We start from the raw sequence: 15,724 nt of genomic DNA, 5'->3' as shown, positions 1-15,724 counted from the left end.
GGGCCGCCTCACCTCCCCAGCCGCTTCAGGACGTCGGAGAGTCCCGGTGCCTCCCGGTCGCGCCGGGACACCGAGGTGACCGGCAGCGGCCAGGTGATGCCGAGTTCCGGGTCGTCGAAGGCGATCGTCACGTCCTCGGCGGGGTCGTGCGGCCGGTCGATCCGGTACGAGACGTCCGCCGGGCCGGTCAGCGCCTGGAAGCCGTGCGCGCAGCCGGCGGGGACGTACAAGGTCGCCTGCGTCTCGCCGGACAGCTCGACGCAGAGCCGGCCGAGGTACGTCGGCGAGTCCGGCCGCAGGTCGACGACGACGTCGAAGATCCTGCCGTACGAGCACCGCACCAGCTTCGCCTCGCCGGCACCCGCGCGCAGGTGCATCCCGCGCACCACGCCCCGGACCGAGCGGGACAGGCTGTCCTGGACGAAGGCGTCCGGGTCGATCCCCGCCGAGCGGACGACCTCCGCGTCGAAGGTGCGGCAGAAGGAGCCGCGTTCGTCGGTGTGCGGTGTCGGTTCGAAGAGGTGGGCGCCGGCGATCTCCGGGACGTGGGTCGCTTTCATCGTGCCTCTCGGGAGGTGGGGACGGGAGCGGGGAACAGGGTCGAGGTCAGAGTGGCGAAGTGGGCGTCGAGCCGGCGCGCGACGGCGCCGTTCCGTTCCGCGAGGGTGCGGCGCACGTCCGCCGCGTGCTTCTCCAGCTCCCGGAACAGGTCGAGGAGCCGGTCGGCGTCGACCTCGCGCGCCGGGTGCCGGTACGCCCCGAGGCCCATGTCCTCCATCAGCGCGTCGCTCTTCGCGGCGTAGCCGAGCGCGAGCGTCGGCGTTCCGGTCCGCAGCGCGCACACCAGGTTGTGGTAGCGGGTCGCGACCACCGCCTCGGCCGCCGCGGTCTCCGCCATCAGGTCCGCGAGCGAGTCCGCCTCCGCGGCGGTGACCAGCGGCGAGTCGACCGCGTCGAGGATCGCGGCCACCACGACCGCGTCGCAGGCGTCGCCCGTGAGCAGCCGCACCCGGCGCCCCTCCTCCGCCAGGGCGCGGACGAAGCGGGTCGTCTCCCGGACGTAGCGGCGGTGGATCTCCCCGGCCGCGGCCCGGTCGTCGTTGCCGCCGTGGAAGTCCATGACGCCGACGCACACCGGGCCCGGCGGCGCGCCCGGGGGCGGCGCGGGCAGCGCGAACGCCAGGTCGGGGTGGACCGCGTCGCCCGTGGTGTCCACGCCCATCGCCCGCATCGCGTCCCGGGACAGCCCGTCCCGGTAGGAGCGGTACGCGGCCAGCCGCGCCGCCCAGCGGACCAGGACGCGGGTCGGCCGTTCGGTGATCGCGTCGGCGCCCACCCCGACCAGGGCGACGGGGGTGCGCAGCAGCCGGCCGCTCGCGCAGAGCAGGAACAGCGAGTACGGGAAGCCCCACGGCCGCAGCGGCAGGGTGGCCTCCAGGACGCCCATGCCCGGCACGATGACCAGGTCGTGCCGGCGCACCCAGGCCGCGGTGCGGACGGCGTCGACGAGCTTGCCGAGGGCCTTCCCGGCGATCGCGCCCGCCCGCGACGCGGTGCGGTACTCGCCCCGGAACCAGTGCAGCCGGGTCGCCGGGACGCCGAAGCGGGCCGTGACGGCCTCCGGCCCGCCGCACAGCGCGTCGACGACCGCCGTCGGATGCTCGGCGAGCAGGTACCGGAGGACGGCTTCGAGCGAGCCGTCGTTGCCGAGGTTCCCGGAGCCCAGCAGTCCGAACACGCCGACGCGCACGGGCGTCACCGCCGCCTTCCCTCGCGGCCGGCGACCAGCGCGTCGACGGAGACGGTCAGCTCGGCCGGGTCGACCGGGGCACGGTCCTCGACCCGCTCGCCGGCGCCCGGTCGGGCCCGGCTGGCCGCCCAGTCCGCCAGGTGCCGGTAGCAGGCGCGCCGGTCCGCGGAGGAGAGCGGCGCCCGCCGGATCGCCGCGACGAACCCCCACACGTACTCGGCGAGCAGCCGCGGCGTCGGGTGCAGCGGGCCCGCCCGGCGCGGGTCCAGGTTCACGCAGCGGGCCCGCTTGGAGGGGTTCGCCCGCTCGGCGCGGGTGGGGTGGTCGCGGCGGAAGTACAGCAGCTCCGGCACCTGGTGGAAGGGACCGTTGAGGCCGATCTCGGCGACGAAGGTGCGGTCCGCGTGGTGGTAGCTGTCGTGCGGTCGCACCCGGCGCAGCACGTCGGCGCGGATCACGCCGTAGAAGTCGTCGCCGCCGGGCTCGAACAGCATGCTGCGGAAGCGTTCCGGGGCGTGCGGGGAGGCGGTGGCCAGCCCGTACGCGTACGGCACCTTCACCTGGCCGTCGCCGTCGACGACGGCCTGGTCGGCGTGGGCGAGGACCACCTCCGGCCGCTCGTCCAGGGCCTCCACGCAGCGCCGCAGCAGGTCCCTGGCGTACAGGTCGTCGTGCGAGGCCCACTTGAACAGTTCGCCGCGGCACTCGGTGAAGACGTAGTTGTGGTTCGGTGCCGCCCCGATGTTCCGGGCGAGCCGGAGGTAGCGGATCCGCGGGTCGCGCGCGGCGTAGTCGCGGCAGATCTCCTCGGTCCCGTCGGTCGACGCGTTGTCGGAGACCACCAGCTCGAAGTCCCCGTACGTCTGCCCGAGGAGGGCGTCGAAGGACTCGGCGAGGTACTCCTCGCCGTTGTGGACGGGCAGGCCGATGCTGAGCCGGGGAACGGCGGTCATGAGGTCCTCACTTCACGGATCGGTTTCTGGTCGTGCTCACGCAGGGCGGCCCGCAGCTGGAGCCACCACACGGCCGAGCTGCCGAGGGTCGCCGCGGCGATGCCCCAGGCCGAGCCGACGGCGCCGCCCGCCGCCGCGCCGCCCAGTCCGCCGGCGGCATAGCAGGAGGAGGCGAAGAGCTGGGCGCGCAGACTGCGCCGGGCCGCGCCGAGCGCGCGCAGCCCGGCCGCGGCGCCGGTGCCGAGACCGGCGCCCGCGACCCCGAGGGTGGCCGGGACGACGAGCAGCGCGGCCGAGTGCCACACGTCTCCGAGCACCAGCGCGCCCGCCCCGTCCGGCACCAGGAGCAGCGCCGCGCCCCACAGCAGCGCGGCGGCGGCCTGCCCGCCGCCGAGCAGCAGGCAGAACCCGCGCAGCCGGTGCGGCGCCCGGTCGAGGACCCGCGCCGCCTCCGCGACGGTGACCAGCGACAGGCCCATCAGGACGGCGAGGAACGGCCCCAGGAGCAGTTCGGCGCCCCGGACCGCGCCCACCGCGCCCGCCCCCGCGAGCGCGCCGAGCCCGTACGCCCGCAGCTGGCCCGCGCCGCTGAGGCTGACGTTCTCGACGAGGTACCGGCCGCCGAGGTCGCTCTGCTCGCGCAGCCAGCCGCGCACCGCCCCCGGCCGGGGCCGCACGCCCGCCTGGACGCAGCCGTACGCCGCGGCCACGGCGGCCGACCCGCCCCACGCCAGCAGGAAGGCGGGCACGCCGCCCGCCCGGGCCGCCACCATCAGGGCCGGCACGAGCGCGACGCCCCACACCACGTCGTTGACGAAGGCCTTGCGCCCGTCGCCCGCGGCGAAGAACGCGAACCGCCAGGCGTCCTGGAGCAGCAGCGCCGGCAGCACGACCCCCAGGCACGCGAACGCCGCGCCCACCCCGCCGCCCAGGGCGAGCCCGGCCGCCAGGCAGACCGCGCCGACAGCGGCGCCGACCGCGAGCGCGGCGCCCGACGAACGGGCCGTCGCGGCCCGCCAGGTGGCCACCGGCACCGCGCTGAAACGCACCACCAGCGGATCGGTGGCGACGCCCCGGGAGACGTTCAGGACCACGCCGTACGTCACCCACGCCAGGCTGAACACGCCGAAGGCGGCGAGGCCGAGCGTGCGGGCCACATAGATGCCCACCGCGAAGTTGGTCATGCTGGAGGCCGCCTGGTCGGCGAGGCCCCAGGACAGCCGGCCGGCGAGCGCCCGCCGGCCGGAGCGTCCCGCCGCGGCGGCCGTCGCGGCCTTCCCCTCCTCGGTGGTCACCGGCCTCACGCCTTGATCAGCCCGGCGTCGCGCAGCGCCTCGGCCGCGGTGGCGACGGCGTCGAAGGGCAGCCCGGACCGCTCGGCGACGTCGAGCAGGCTCGGCCCGCCGTCGGACAGGCTGAGCACCCACAACATCGCGAGCTGCGCCTCCTTGGCGTCGCTGCGCCCGCCGAGCGAGTCGTACAGGCCGCGCCTGCCGAGCTGCGGCTCGCCGTACGGGCTGAGGTTGACGTACCGCCGGTTCCGGTCCAGCACCCCGAACGCCTCCCGGCAGACCGCGAGGGTGTCCTCCATGGCCTCCGGGGAGACGAAGTCCGGATCGTCCGCCGACGTGTGGTACTCGGGATAGCCGCCGTACGGCGTCCGGCTGAGCGAGCCGACGCCCAGGTCGAAGCCGGGGGAGCAGTACTGCCGCTCGTCGTACCCGTAGGGGGTGAACTCGACGATCTCGTGCGGCCGTCCGGACGTCTCCAGGACGTGCCGGAGCACCCGGTCGATCTCCGCGTCGCCGCGCCGGCTCCGCTTGTACGTCAGCCGGCCCCGGTCGCCCGCGCAGGCCAGGACGAGCCCGTGCCTCACCCGTTCGATCCGCTCCGCGTTGCGGGCCAGCCAGGTGATGGCGCCGATGGTGCCGGGCGCGAAGACGAACCGGTACGTGTAGTGCGGGGTCCCCTCCGCGAGCGCCCGGGCGAGGAAGACCGCCACGGCGATCCCGGCCAGGTTGTCGTTGGCGAGCGCCGGGTGGCAGACGTGGCTGGAGACGATCACCTCGTCGGCGACCCGGCCGGGCACGACGTGCTCGGCGTAGGTGAGGTGGCCGTCGGCGAGCGTGGAGTCGATCCGCACCTCGTACGGGCCGTCCGGCAGCGCGTCCAGGGTGTTCTGGGACAGGCAGAACCCCCACCGCGGCGTGTAGTAGCTGGTGCGGTACGGGACCAGGTCCGGCTGGTCCGGCAGGGTGTGCAGGTGGCCGCGGAGCTCGGACAGCGGCATCGTCGCCGCGACCGGCACGCTGTAGCCGAGCACGTGGAGGCTGGACGCGGCGAAGTCGACGACCCGCCGGCCGGTGGCGTCGGCCACGTACGCGTCCCGGATGTTCCACTCCTGCGGCACCGTCCAGTCGAGCACCCGCGTCCCGGTCGGCACCTCATGCACCCGCAGCGGGACGTACTCGCCCACGATGTCCAGGGTGGCGCGCACCCCGTCGCCGGTGATGCTCCGGCACAGCGGGTACAGCCGCTCCACCAGGGCCTGCATCTCCTCGCCCGGCGTCCTCATCGGCGCCGCAGGGTGTCGTCGACGGCGCCGGCCTCCGCGGAGGCGCGCAGCACCGCGAGCCGGGTGAAGCGCCGCTCGAAACCCTCGCGGCCCAGGCCGTGTTCGCGGTAGGCGTCGGCGAGTTCGAGCGCGCCGCGCTTCACCGACCACGCGCAGTCGAAGCCGGGGACCGCCGCCCGGAAGCGGGAGAAGTCCACCCGGTACGAGCGCGGGTCGGCGCCGGTCTCCCCGGTGATCACCACCTTCGAGCCCTCCACCGCCTCGGCGACCTGCCCGGCGATCTCGGCGACCGTCACGTTGTTGCTCTCGCTGCCGATGTTGAACGCCCGGTCGTGCACGGCCTCCCGGGGGGCCGTCAGCGCCGCCGTGAACGCCCGGGCGATGTCCTCGGCGTGCACCAGGGGACGCCACGGGGTGCCGTCGGAGAGCACCAGGACCTCGCCGGACAGCAGCGCGTGCCCCACCAGGTTGTTCAGGACGATGTCGGCGCGCAGCCGGGGCGAGAAGCCGAAGGCGGTGGCGTTGCGCAGGTACACCGGGCTGAAGTCGCCGTCCGCCAGCGCGCGCAGGTCGTCCTCGACACGGACCTTGGACTCCGCGTACGGCGTCACCGGACGCAGCGGCGCGTCCTCGCCGACCAGCTCGTCGCCACCGGCGGCGCCGTACACCGAGCACGTCGACGCGTACAGGAAGCGCCGCACCCCGGCGTCGCGGGCCAGCCGGGCGAGGCGCACCGAGGCGTGGTGGTTGATGTCGTAGGTGAGCTCCGGCGCCAGCGAGCCGAGCGGGTCGTTGGAGAGCGCGGCCAGGTGGATCACCGCGTCCACCCCGGCCACGTGCTCGGCCGTGACGTCGCGCAGGTCCACCCGGTGCCCGGGCGGGTCCGCGGGCGCCGGGCCGAGGACGCAGTCGGCGAAGAGGCCGGCGTCCAGGCCGACGACCTCGTGCCCGGCGGCCGCCAGGACCGGGGCCATCACGGTGCCCAGGTAGCCCTGGTGTCCGGTCAGCAGTACGCGCACGATTCATTCCCCCAGGTCGAGAGTGAGTTTGGTGACGTCGAAGGCCTCCGCGTAGCGCGTGTGGCACTCGATGCCGCGGATCCGGGCCAGGCCGAGGAAGGCCTCCCGGTCGTACCAGGGCCGGTGGCGCTGCGACGGGTAGTGCTCCTGCAGCAGCCGCACCTTCTCCTCGGCGATCTCCGCCGTCAGCGGCTGGTACGCCGTCGGACGGCCCAGGTCGGCGTCCCACTTGACGATCTCGTAGCCGAGGACGAGATGGTCGCGGAACGCGGTGGGCACCAGCCGGGCCAGGCCCCGGTGGTCCTGGTGCGCGTCGGCGGTGCGCGGCGCGAGGACCACGTCCGGATCCGTCCCCGCCCGCAGCTCCTCCACCGCCGCCTTGGCCTCGTCCCAGTACGCGGGCAGCCGGCCGTCCGGCAGCTTGAGCACGGTCAGCCGCAGGTCGGCGTCCGGACAGAAGGCGGCGAGCGCGGCCCGCTCCTCCGCCTCCCGCTCGCCGCCCCCGCCCGTCAGCACCAGCGCGTCGACGCGGACGCCCGGCCGGGCCCGGCAGACCGTCAGCAGCGTGCCGCCGGCGCCGATCGCGAGGTCGTCGCAGTGCGCGCCGACCGCCACGACCCGCTGCACGACGCCCGCCCCCAGCCGGATCACGCCCGCGCTCCCACGCGGTCCCGCTCCCACACGGCCCACGGCCGGTCGCCCCGGGCGTAGGCCTCGTCGAGCGCCGCCCGCTCCTTCACCGTGTCCGTCGGCTTCCAGAAACCGCGGTGGCGGTGGGCGACGAGCCGGCCCTCCTTGGCCAGGCCGGCGCAGCCGTCGGCGACCAGGTCCCCGCCCTCCGGTATGTGGTCGAAGACCTCCTGGCGCAGCACGAAGTAGCCGCCGTTCTCCCACAGCGGCAGCTCGCTCACCGGGGTGATGCCGCCGACGAGCCCGTCCTCGGCCAGGTCCACGCAGTGGAAGGACGACTGCGGCGGCACCACCATCATCGACGCGCCGGCGTCCCGCCGCGCGAAGCGGTCGATCATCTCCGGCAGCGGGGCGTCGGTGAGCACGTCCGCGTAGTTGGCGAGGAACATCTCGTCGCCGTCCAGGTGGTGGCGGACCCGGCGCAGCCGCTCGCCGATCGGCGACTCGATGCCGGTCTGCGCGAAGGTGATCGTCCAGTCGGCGATGTCGGTGGTGAGCAGCTCGGTCCGGCCGCCCCGCAGCACGAAGTCGTTGGAGGTCGTCTCCTCGTAGCTGAGGAAGAACTCCTTGATGTGGTGCGCGCCGTAGCCGAGGCACAGGATGAACTCGGTGTGCCCGTAGTACGCGTAGTACCGCATGACGTGCCAGATCAGCGGTCGGGGACCGACCATCGCCATCGGCTTGGGCACGTCGTCGGACGCCCCGGCGCGCATGCGCAGCCCGTAACCGCCGCAGAACAGGACGACCTTCATCGCGTCACCTCGACGATGCTCAGTTCCGGGATGGGGAAGACGAGCCGTCCGCCCCACTCGTGCACGTACGACAGCTGCTCCACCAGCTCGTCCCGCAGGTTCCACGGGAGGACCAGCACGTAGTCCGGCCGGTCGGCGGCGATCCGCTCGGGCGCCAGGATCGGGATCCGGGTGCCCGGGGTGAACCTGCCGTGCTTGTAGGGGTTGCGGTCGACCGTGTACGCGAGCAGGTCCGGCCGGATGCCGCAGTGGTTGAGCAGCGTGTTGCCCTTCCCCGGGGCGCCGTAGCCGACGACCGTCTCGCCCCGCTCGGCCGCCTCGATCAGGAACCGCAGCAGGTCCCTGCGCACCTTCGCCACCCGCTCGGAGAACCGGGCGTACCCGGACAGCTCGTGGAGCCCGGCGGCCTTCTCCCGGTCGAGGACCTCCGCCACCCGGTCGCCCGGCTCCCCGGCCGCCTCCGCCGGGCGGGCCCACAGCCGGACCGAGCCGCCGTGCGTGGGCAGCAGCTCCACGTCCACCAGCGTCAGCCCCCCGCTCGCGAGCGCCCGGGCCGCCGACTCCACCGTGTAGTACTGGAAGTGCTCGTGGTAGATCGTGTCGTACTGGTTCTCCTCGATCAGGGTCAGCAGGTGCTGCACCTCGATCGACACCCAGCCGTCGTCGGCGACCAGCGCCCGCAGCCCCTCGGTGAACCCGACGACGTCCGGGATGTGCGCGTACACGTTGTTCGCCACGACCAGGTCCGCCGGGCCGTGCTCGGCGCGCACCGCCGCTCCCGTCCCCGGCGACAGGAACTCCGTGAGCGTCGGCACGCCCGCCTCCCGGGCCGCCGCGCCCACGTTCACCGACGGTTCGATGCCGAGGCAGCGGATCCCCCGCTCCACCACGTGCTTCAGCAGGTACCCGTCGTTGCTCGCCACCTCCACGACGAACGCGTCCCGGCCGAGCCCGAGCCGCTCCACCGCGCCTGCCACGAACGTCCGGGCGTGCTCCACCCAGGACGTCGAGTACGAGGAGAAGTACGCGTACTCCGTGAACGTCTCCTCCGGCGTGATCAGCGGCGGGAGCTGCGCGAGCCGGCACTCGGCGCAGACCCGCAGGTGCAGCGGGTACGCGGGCTCCGGCAGGTCCAGCCGGTCCGCGGCGAGAAAGCTCTCGCACGGCGGGGTCGCCCCCAGGTCGACGACGCTCACCAGCGCCGTCGAGCCGCAGAGTCGGCATCGTGTCATCAACTGCCCCCCATCGTTTCCGTCCGCCCCGCGATCGCGGCGCGGTACTCCTCCACCAGGCGCTCCAGGCCGACCGCCGGACTGAAGAACCGCTCGTAGCGGCGCCGGGCCGCCCGGCCCATCTCCGCGTTGCGGCCGGGGTCGGCGGCGATCCGGCGCACCAGGGACGCCAGCGAGGCGGCGTCCCCCGGGCGGTGCAGCAGCCCGGTCACCCCGTCCTCGACGAGCTCCGAGAACCCCCCGTGGCCGGCGGCCACCACCGGCACTCCGGCCGCCATCGCCTCCGCCACCACCAGGCCGAAGGTCTCCCGGGCCTCCGACGGCGCCACGACGGCCACCGCGGAGGCCACCGCCTCCCGGACCCGCCCCGGGTCGTACAGGCCGACGAACCGCGCGTCCGCCCGGCCCTCCGCCCAGGCCGCCACCTCCCGCTCCAGCGGCCCCGCCCCGGCGATCACCAGCGGCACGCCCACCCCGCCGCCCGCCGCCAGCTCCTCCCACGCGGCCATCAGGAGCCGTACCCCCTTGGCCTCGGTCAGCCGGCCGAGGAACAGCACGTGCCGGCCGGCACCCGTGCGGAGCGTGCCCGGGTCCGGCACGAAGTTGTGCTTCACCACCAGTCGTTCGGCCGGCATGCCGGACCGCACCAGCACCTCCCGCTGCGCCGCCGAGATGCAGAGGAAGCGGTCCACGCCGGACCACCAGCGGCGCCGGTTGACCGCCAGGCCGACCGCGAGCGGCACCGTCGCCGGCCGCGAGTCCCGGTAGCAGCCGTGCCGGACGGCGGCCAGCGGCACCTTCGGCCCCACGCACTCGCCGCACGCCCGCCCGTCCCGGTGCAGCGTGCCCGGCGGGCACACCTGCGTGTAGTTGTGCAGTGTGGCGACCACCGGCACGCCGGCGTCGGCGCAGGCGGCGAGGACCGACGGCGACAGCAGCGGGAAGACGTTGTGGACGTGCACCACCTCCGGCCGTTCGGCGCGCAGCCGCGCCGACAGCTCCCGGCGCGCCGCCGGGTTCCACGGCACGAGGAGCGGCACCGCCGCCTTCCCGAGCAGCGACCGGGAGCCGATCGAGTCGCTGCGCCGCTCGAACAGCCCGACCCGGTGTCCGGCCGAGCGCAGCAGTGCCACCTCCTCGTCGACGACCCTGTTCTCGCCGCTCGGCTGCGCCGAGGAGTAGCGGTTGTGCACCACGAGGACGCGCATGCTCAGGTCACCTCCTCGCCCACAGCGGGACGGGTCGGACGGGCGGCGGCTCGACCGCCGTCGGGGCGGGTACGGGAGCCGGCGCCGCCAGCAGCGAAGCGGCCAGGGCCAGGTGCAGCAGGTACGCCGAGGCGTCCCCGAGGCCGACCTCGGTGTACGAGGAGAGCGCGCAGTATCCGATCAGGAAGAGCGCGCACGCCCTCGGCAGCGACGGCGGCCGCAGCAGCGCCACCCCGCCGAGCACGAGGAGCAGCGCCGCGACCAGCGTCACGCCGAGGAGACCCTGCTCGTGGTAGACGGCCAGCCAGCTGTTGTCGATCGGCAGCCCGTCGAAGGACTTGTCGCCCAGGCCCATGCCGAGGAAGCGCTCCCCGGCCGTCCGGGGCGCCGCGAGCAGCGCGTCCCAGACCTTGGCCCGGCCCGTGAGGTTGGCGAAGTTCTCCTGGCTCTGCCCGCGCAGGAACCACGCCCGCAGCGCGGAGCCGAACACCACCGCGGCCACCGCGGCGCCCACCACCGCCCAGGCGAACACCCGGCGGGCCGCGGCGCTGGTGAGGAACAGCGAGCCGACCGCCAGCACCAGGCCGATGAGCAGCCCGAGCGTCGCCGTCCGGGTGTGGGTCATCGCGAGCAGGATCAGCGCCGGCACGACCACCACCGCCGCGCCGGCGGCGGTCGTCCGGCGTCCGAGCAGGAGCAGCACGGTGAGCCCGACGACCACCGCCGCATACTGTCCGATCTGCGGCGGCGTCAGCGGCCACAGCGCCCCGACGAGCCGCCCCCCGTAGTACTCGGGCAGGGCCGTGCCCGGCGCGACGGCCAGCCCGACGGCCACCAGGCAGAGCACCGCGAAGTACATCCTGATGTGCAGGCGCACGAAGGCCAGGCCACCGTTCCACCAGCGGGTCAGCAGCCACAGCGTGGCGACGAACAGCGCCAGCCGGGCGCACCGGAACAGTGCGCCGAACCCGACCTCCAGGTGCAGGCCGGCGATCACGCTCGGCACCAGCAGCAGGGTCAGCAGGAAGACGAAGGAGCTGGGCCGCACGCGCAGCGGCCGGTTGACGGCGAGCGCCAGCGCGAAGGCGACGACCAGCGCCCCCATCGTCACCATCTGGATGAGGGAACGGGGGATCGCGACGACGGTCTTCGCCCCCGCGGAGCCGAGCGTGTTCAGCGCGAGCAGCGCCCACGCCGCCCCGGCGGCCTTCGGCAGGCGGTCGGCGGTCATCCCCGCCCCCCGCCCCGCGCCACCGGCAGCAGCGATGACCCCGGCACCGCCCGGTGCCGGTCCTCACGCACCACGCGCCCCCCGGTCGTCGAACCCGAGCACGGTGGTGAACCCCGCCGCGCCGTCCGCGGCACCGGTGCCGATCAGCGCCGTCGCCGGCTCCTTGCGGCCGAAGCCCGCGGAGTACCAGCCCAGCGGCGGACGGCTCTCCCCGCGGTGCGCCCGCCACGACAGCTCCCCAGGAAGGTCGAGCACCGCCGAGCGGGCCTCGCCCTCCGGCGAGGCCCAGCTGAGCACCGCCCGGTTCCCCGTCAGCTCGGCGCCGACCGACGGTCCCAGGTGGAAGGCGAGACGCACCAGGCCGGGCCCGCCGCGGACCTCGTCCCGGATCCGTAACTCTCCCGCCGTGGCGGAGAGTTCAACCGTCCTGCGGTGCACCACGCCTTGGTAGCCGTCGTGCTCGGCGCACCAGCGGGCCGGCCTCTCCCCGGAGGCGTCCGAGACGTCCGCGACCAGGACGCGGGTGCGGGCGTGCCGGGTCCACAGGAACGGGCCGCCGGAGACCGACTGGTCGGCGCTGTCCCATTGGAGCGTGTTGTGGGCGAGCGTGGAACGGAAGTAGCTCCGCCATTCCGGCTGCCCGTGGTAGCAGTACGTCCCCGGGTCCGCGAGCACGTCGACGCCGTCGTGCCGCACCTCCACGGACAGCGCGTCCGCGTGGGCGTGCGCGGCGATCGACAGGAAGCCGTGCGGCCCGCCGTCGCAGCGGCACCAGATGCCGCCGGGGCCCCGCAGCACGGTCAGGCCCGCGTCGGCGAAGTGGGCCGGCCGGACCCGGGGGCGGGTCACGGCAGGGCCGGCACCGCCCTTCCCGTGGGGCCGGACCAGCGCGGCCAGCAGCGGGGTGCGGACGTCGGTGCCGGGCACCTCCGGCCACCAGGGGAGCCGGCCGAAGACGGCGTCCCCGGTGGCGAGCAGCGAGCCCCAGCGGTCGGTGCCCGGCCCGTCGAGGACCAGGCCGTGGCCGTCGTCCGCGTCGCCCTGGCGCGGCGGCCGCAGCCGGTCGTCGACGACGGCCGCGAGCGCGTCGGTCATCCGCAGCAGCACGAGCCGGACGGTCCTGGGGACCGGCACGCCGGCCGTGTCGGCCTCGGCCACCGCGGCCAGGCCCAGTTCGAGGACCAGGCCGTGGTACTCGGTGGCCAGCTCCCGGTTCAGCCCGGAGGGGAAGGTGTTGCCGCGCAGGTGGCGCTCCAGGGAGCGCAGCGCGTCGGCCCGCCATCGCGCGGAGGAGGGGAACCAGCCGAAGGCACAGGCCGCCGCCAACTGTCCGGCGGCCTCCGCGACGACGTGGTTGTTCGCCGAGGAGCCCCGGCTGGGGAAGGCCGCCAGCCAGCGCTGGTGGTGCCAGATCTGGCGGAGCGCCACCGGGTTCTCCTCGAACAGCGCGGGCGCCCCCGGCCATCCGTCGAGGAGCCTGCGGACCCACACCCAGGACAGCAGGCGGATCCCCAGCTCGATGCCGCTGGTCCAGTGCACCCCGCGCAGCGGCGCGTTCGCCGCCCACCAGGACCGCAGGTGCGCGTCCACCCGCTCCGCGTACCGCTCGTCGCCGGAGAGCGCGTAGGCGGCGGCGAGCACGGTGAGGTACTGGTGCCGGGACAGCTCCCAGATCTGCTTGACGTCCCCGACCGCCTCCTCGTCCCGGTACGGCACGTCGAACGCGTACCCCCAGGGCGCCCGGCGCCCGGTCTTCGGGTCGTACCACCAGTCCGGGGCGACCAGGTCGTCGCGCGCCACCCCGAAGAAGACGGCCCGCCCGGCCATCAGCCGGTCCGCCTCGGCCAGCAGCCGCTCCGCCGCGTCCCGCGGCACCGCCGCCAGGGCTCCGGCGGGCAGCACGGCGGTGAACCGGGCGCCGGTCACGGCCGGCCCCTCCGGGCGCGCCGACCGCCACCGCCGCCTGCGCACCGCGTCGCCGACGCGGCCGCCGACCTCCCGGGGACCCATCCGGGACAGCCGCCGCAGGTACCAGCCCGCGCTCATGGTCCGCGCGCCCCCGGCTCGGGCCGTCCCGGCCGCCGTGTCCGCGAGGCCCGCGCCCCCGGTCATCGAGCCCCCGCCAGCGTCACCGGCACGCCGGCGGCGAGGGAGGCCGGCACGGCGAGGGTGGCCGCCGTGGTGGCGGCCAGCGACTCCAGCGGCACGGGCATCGGGCCGCCGGTCCGCACGGCCTTCACGAACGCGGCCAGCTCCGCCGACTGGCCCTTGTCCCGCGCCCTCGGCAGCCGCGAACTCACCCACCGCCTGCGGCCGTCGTACACCGAGGCGCGGACGAAGTCGTCGAAGCGCAGCACCCTTCCGTCCGCGACCAGGTCCAGCGTCTCCTTGGGGAAGCCGGGCGCGCCGCCGGTGACGTAGCTCAGGGTCGCGGTGGAGCCGTCGGGGTAGCCGAGCACCACCTGGAGGTCGTCGCCGCCGGGAGGGGCGGCCGCGTACACCGACACCGGGTCGGCGCCGAGCAGCCGACTCGCCGTGTCGACGAAGTGGCCGCCCTCGCCGGTGAACCGCGAACCCTCGGAGCCGGCCCGGAGGTACCAGCTGCCGTGGTCGAGACGGCCGGCGTTCACGAGGTAGCGCAGGCTCGCCGGGCCGGTCCGGGCGCCGAACCGCTCCTGGGCCTCGCGCAGCAGCGGCGCGAACCGGCGGTTGAAGCCCACCTGGAGCCGGTCGTTGCCGGACTCCTCCACGGCCGCGAGCACCCCGGCCAGCTCGTCCTCGGTGAGCGCCAGCGGCTTCTCCACGAAGACCGCCTTGCCGGCGAGCAGCGCCCGCCGGGTCAGGGCGGCGTGCGAACTGTGGCGGGTGACGACGAACACCGCGTCGACGGCCGGGTCGCCGAGGACGGCGTCCAGGTCGGTGGTGGCCCGGGCGAAGCCGAACTTCCGCTGCGCGTTCGCCGCGGACAGCGCCGTCGTGGTGACGACCGCCGACAGCTCGACGCCCTCGCGGCCGGTCAGGTGCGGCAGCAGCATCGAGGACGCGTAGTTGCCCGCGCCGACGAACGCCAGCCGCACCGGCCGCCCCGCCACCCGGGCGGGGGAGGCCGCACCGGCGGGACGCGCCACCGCCGGCACCGTCACCACCGGCACCGCCGGAGCCCCGCCGGCGGCGTCCTCGGCCGCCCCGTCGGGGTACCGGAACAGCACCGCCACCGCCTTCAGCGCCCCGTCCTTCAGACGCCCGTACGTCTCCACGGCGTCGTCGAAGTCGGCGACGTGGGAGACCAGCGGCGCCACGTCGACCCGGCCCCGGGCCACCAGGTCGAGGAAGCAGGCGAGGTTCCGCCGCTCGGTCCAGCGGACGTGGCCGATCGGATAGTCGCGGCCCTCCAGCTCGTACTCCGGGTCGTAGCGCCCGGGGCCGTAGCTCCGGGAGAACCGGACGTCGAGCTCCTTCTCGTAGTACGCGTTCCACGGCAGGTCCAGGCGGCACTTGCCGATGTCGACGACCCGGCCCCGGTCCCGGGCGAGCCGGGCCGCCAGCTCCACCGGCTGGTTGCTGCTCCCGCCGGCCGCCAGGTACACCTGGTCCACGCCGTGCCCGGCGGTCAGCTCGGCGACCGCGTGCGCCACCGCCGCCGAGTCCGGGTCCCCGCAGGCCGCCGCGCCGAGCCGCTCGGCGAGCGCGCACCGCTCCGGGTCGGGGTCCACGCCGACCACCCGGACGCCCGCCGCCGTCAGCAGCTGGGCGAGCAGCTGGCCGATCAGCCCGAGGCCGATGACCAGCGCCACCTCTCCGAGCTGCGGCTCGCCCTGGCGCAGGCCCTGGAGCGCGATCGAACCGACGGTCCCGAACGCCGCGTCGCCGGGCGCGAGACCGTCCGGCACGGGCGTGTAGAGGTTCTTCGGCACCCAGTTCAGCTCGGCGTGCAGCGCGTGCTCGTTGCCCGCGCAGGCCACCAGGTCGCCGACCTTCACGTCGTCGATCCCGGCGCCGACCTGCTCGACCACCCCGCACAGCGAGTACCCCAGCGGCGTGTACGAGTCCAGCTTGCCCATCACCTTGCGGTAGGTGGCGGGCACCCCGTTGACGGCGACGCTCTGCACGACCTTCGCCACCTGGTCGGGCCGCGAACGGGCCTTGCCGACCATCGACATGCCGGCCTCGGAGACCTTCATCAGCTCGGTGCCGGTGGATATCAGCGAAAAGGCCGTCCGTACGAGCACCCCGCCCGGCTTGCACCCGGGCACCGGCACGTCGAGCAGCGCCAGCTCGCCGCTCCTGTAGTTCTGCACTACCTGTTTCACCGAG

The 15,724-nt window shown here is 75.1% G+C and carries 13 protein-coding genes; all 13 read right to left on the bottom strand.

Annotated elements, in window-relative coordinates; all coding sequences use genetic code 11:
- Positions 1-8 precede the first annotated feature (8 nt).
- A complete protein-coding gene (locus ACFZCF_RS18155) occupies positions 9-560 on the bottom strand; it encodes a dTDP-4-dehydrorhamnose 3,5-epimerase family protein (RefSeq protein ID WP_391287240.1) in 552 nt (183 codons plus the stop codon).
- Positions 557-1,759, bottom strand: coding sequence for a polysaccharide pyruvyl transferase family protein (locus ACFZCF_RS18150; protein ID WP_391287239.1), 1,203 nt, complete (start codon positions 1,757-1,759; stop codon positions 557-559). The genes ACFZCF_RS18155 and ACFZCF_RS18150 overlap by 4 nt, the downstream gene beginning before the upstream one ends.
- Positions 1,756-2,703: a glycosyltransferase gene (locus ACFZCF_RS18145; RefSeq protein WP_391287238.1), complete on the bottom strand. Its 948-nt coding sequence runs from the start codon at positions 2,701-2,703 to the stop codon at positions 1,756-1,758. The genes ACFZCF_RS18150 and ACFZCF_RS18145 overlap by 4 nt, the downstream gene beginning before the upstream one ends.
- Positions 2,700-3,998, bottom strand: a complete 1,299-nt coding sequence (locus tag ACFZCF_RS18140) for a hypothetical protein (RefSeq protein WP_391287237.1) — start codon at positions 3,996-3,998, stop codon at positions 2,700-2,702. Before ACFZCF_RS18140 ends, ACFZCF_RS18145 begins: the two co-directional genes overlap by 4 nt.
- Positions 3,999-4,003: 5 nt before the next feature.
- On the bottom strand, positions 4,004-5,278 hold the full coding sequence (locus ACFZCF_RS18135; protein WP_391287236.1) for a DUF4910 domain-containing protein: 1,275 nt from the start codon (positions 5,276-5,278) through the stop codon (positions 4,004-4,006).
- Positions 5,275-6,297: an NAD-dependent epimerase/dehydratase family protein gene (locus ACFZCF_RS18130; RefSeq protein ID WP_391287235.1), complete on the bottom strand. Its 1,023-nt coding sequence runs from the start codon at positions 6,295-6,297 to the stop codon at positions 5,275-5,277. The genes ACFZCF_RS18135 and ACFZCF_RS18130 overlap by 4 nt, the downstream gene beginning before the upstream one ends.
- Before the next feature lie 3 nt (positions 6,298-6,300).
- Positions 6,301-6,948, bottom strand: a complete 648-nt coding sequence (locus tag ACFZCF_RS18125) for a PIG-L family deacetylase (RefSeq protein WP_391287234.1) — start codon at positions 6,946-6,948, stop codon at positions 6,301-6,303.
- Positions 6,945-7,739: a glucose-1-phosphate cytidylyltransferase gene (locus ACFZCF_RS18120; RefSeq protein ID WP_388444123.1), complete on the bottom strand. Its 795-nt coding sequence runs from the start codon at positions 7,737-7,739 to the stop codon at positions 6,945-6,947. The genes ACFZCF_RS18125 and ACFZCF_RS18120 overlap by 4 nt, the downstream gene beginning before the upstream one ends.
- Complete coding sequence (locus tag ACFZCF_RS18115; RefSeq protein WP_388444120.1) at positions 7,736-8,971, bottom strand: class I SAM-dependent methyltransferase; 1,236 nt, start codon at positions 8,969-8,971, stop codon at positions 7,736-7,738. Before ACFZCF_RS18115 ends, ACFZCF_RS18120 begins: the two co-directional genes overlap by 4 nt.
- Complete coding sequence (locus ACFZCF_RS18110; RefSeq protein ID WP_388444117.1) at positions 8,971-10,179, bottom strand: glycosyltransferase; 1,209 nt, start codon at positions 10,177-10,179, stop codon at positions 8,971-8,973. The genes ACFZCF_RS18115 and ACFZCF_RS18110 overlap by 1 nt, the downstream gene beginning before the upstream one ends.
- A 7-nt stretch (positions 10,180-10,186) precedes the next feature.
- On the bottom strand, positions 10,187-11,410 hold the full coding sequence (locus ACFZCF_RS18105) for an O-antigen ligase domain-containing protein (RefSeq protein ID WP_391287233.1): 1,224 nt from the start codon (positions 11,408-11,410) through the stop codon (positions 10,187-10,189).
- Positions 11,411-11,473: 63 nt separating this feature from the next.
- Positions 11,474-13,456, bottom strand: coding sequence for a heparinase II/III family protein (locus ACFZCF_RS18100; RefSeq protein WP_391287232.1), 1,983 nt, complete (start codon positions 13,454-13,456; stop codon positions 11,474-11,476).
- A 62-nt stretch (positions 13,457-13,518) separates the two neighbouring features.
- The gene (locus ACFZCF_RS18095; protein ID WP_391287231.1) at positions 13,519-15,708 is read right to left on the bottom strand and encodes a Gfo/Idh/MocA family oxidoreductase; all 2,190 of its coding nucleotides are present in this window, start codon (positions 15,706-15,708) and stop codon (positions 13,519-13,521) included.
- Positions 15,709-15,724 lie beyond the last annotated feature (16 nt).

It is taken from the genome of Streptomyces sp. NPDC007945 (assembly GCF_042958885.1).
In the GTDB taxonomy this organism is placed as follows: domain Bacteria; phylum Actinomycetota; class Actinomycetes; order Streptomycetales; family Streptomycetaceae; genus Streptomyces.
Note: the sequence above shows the minus strand (reverse complement) of the source record. Positions and strands in the feature narration are given on the sequence as shown.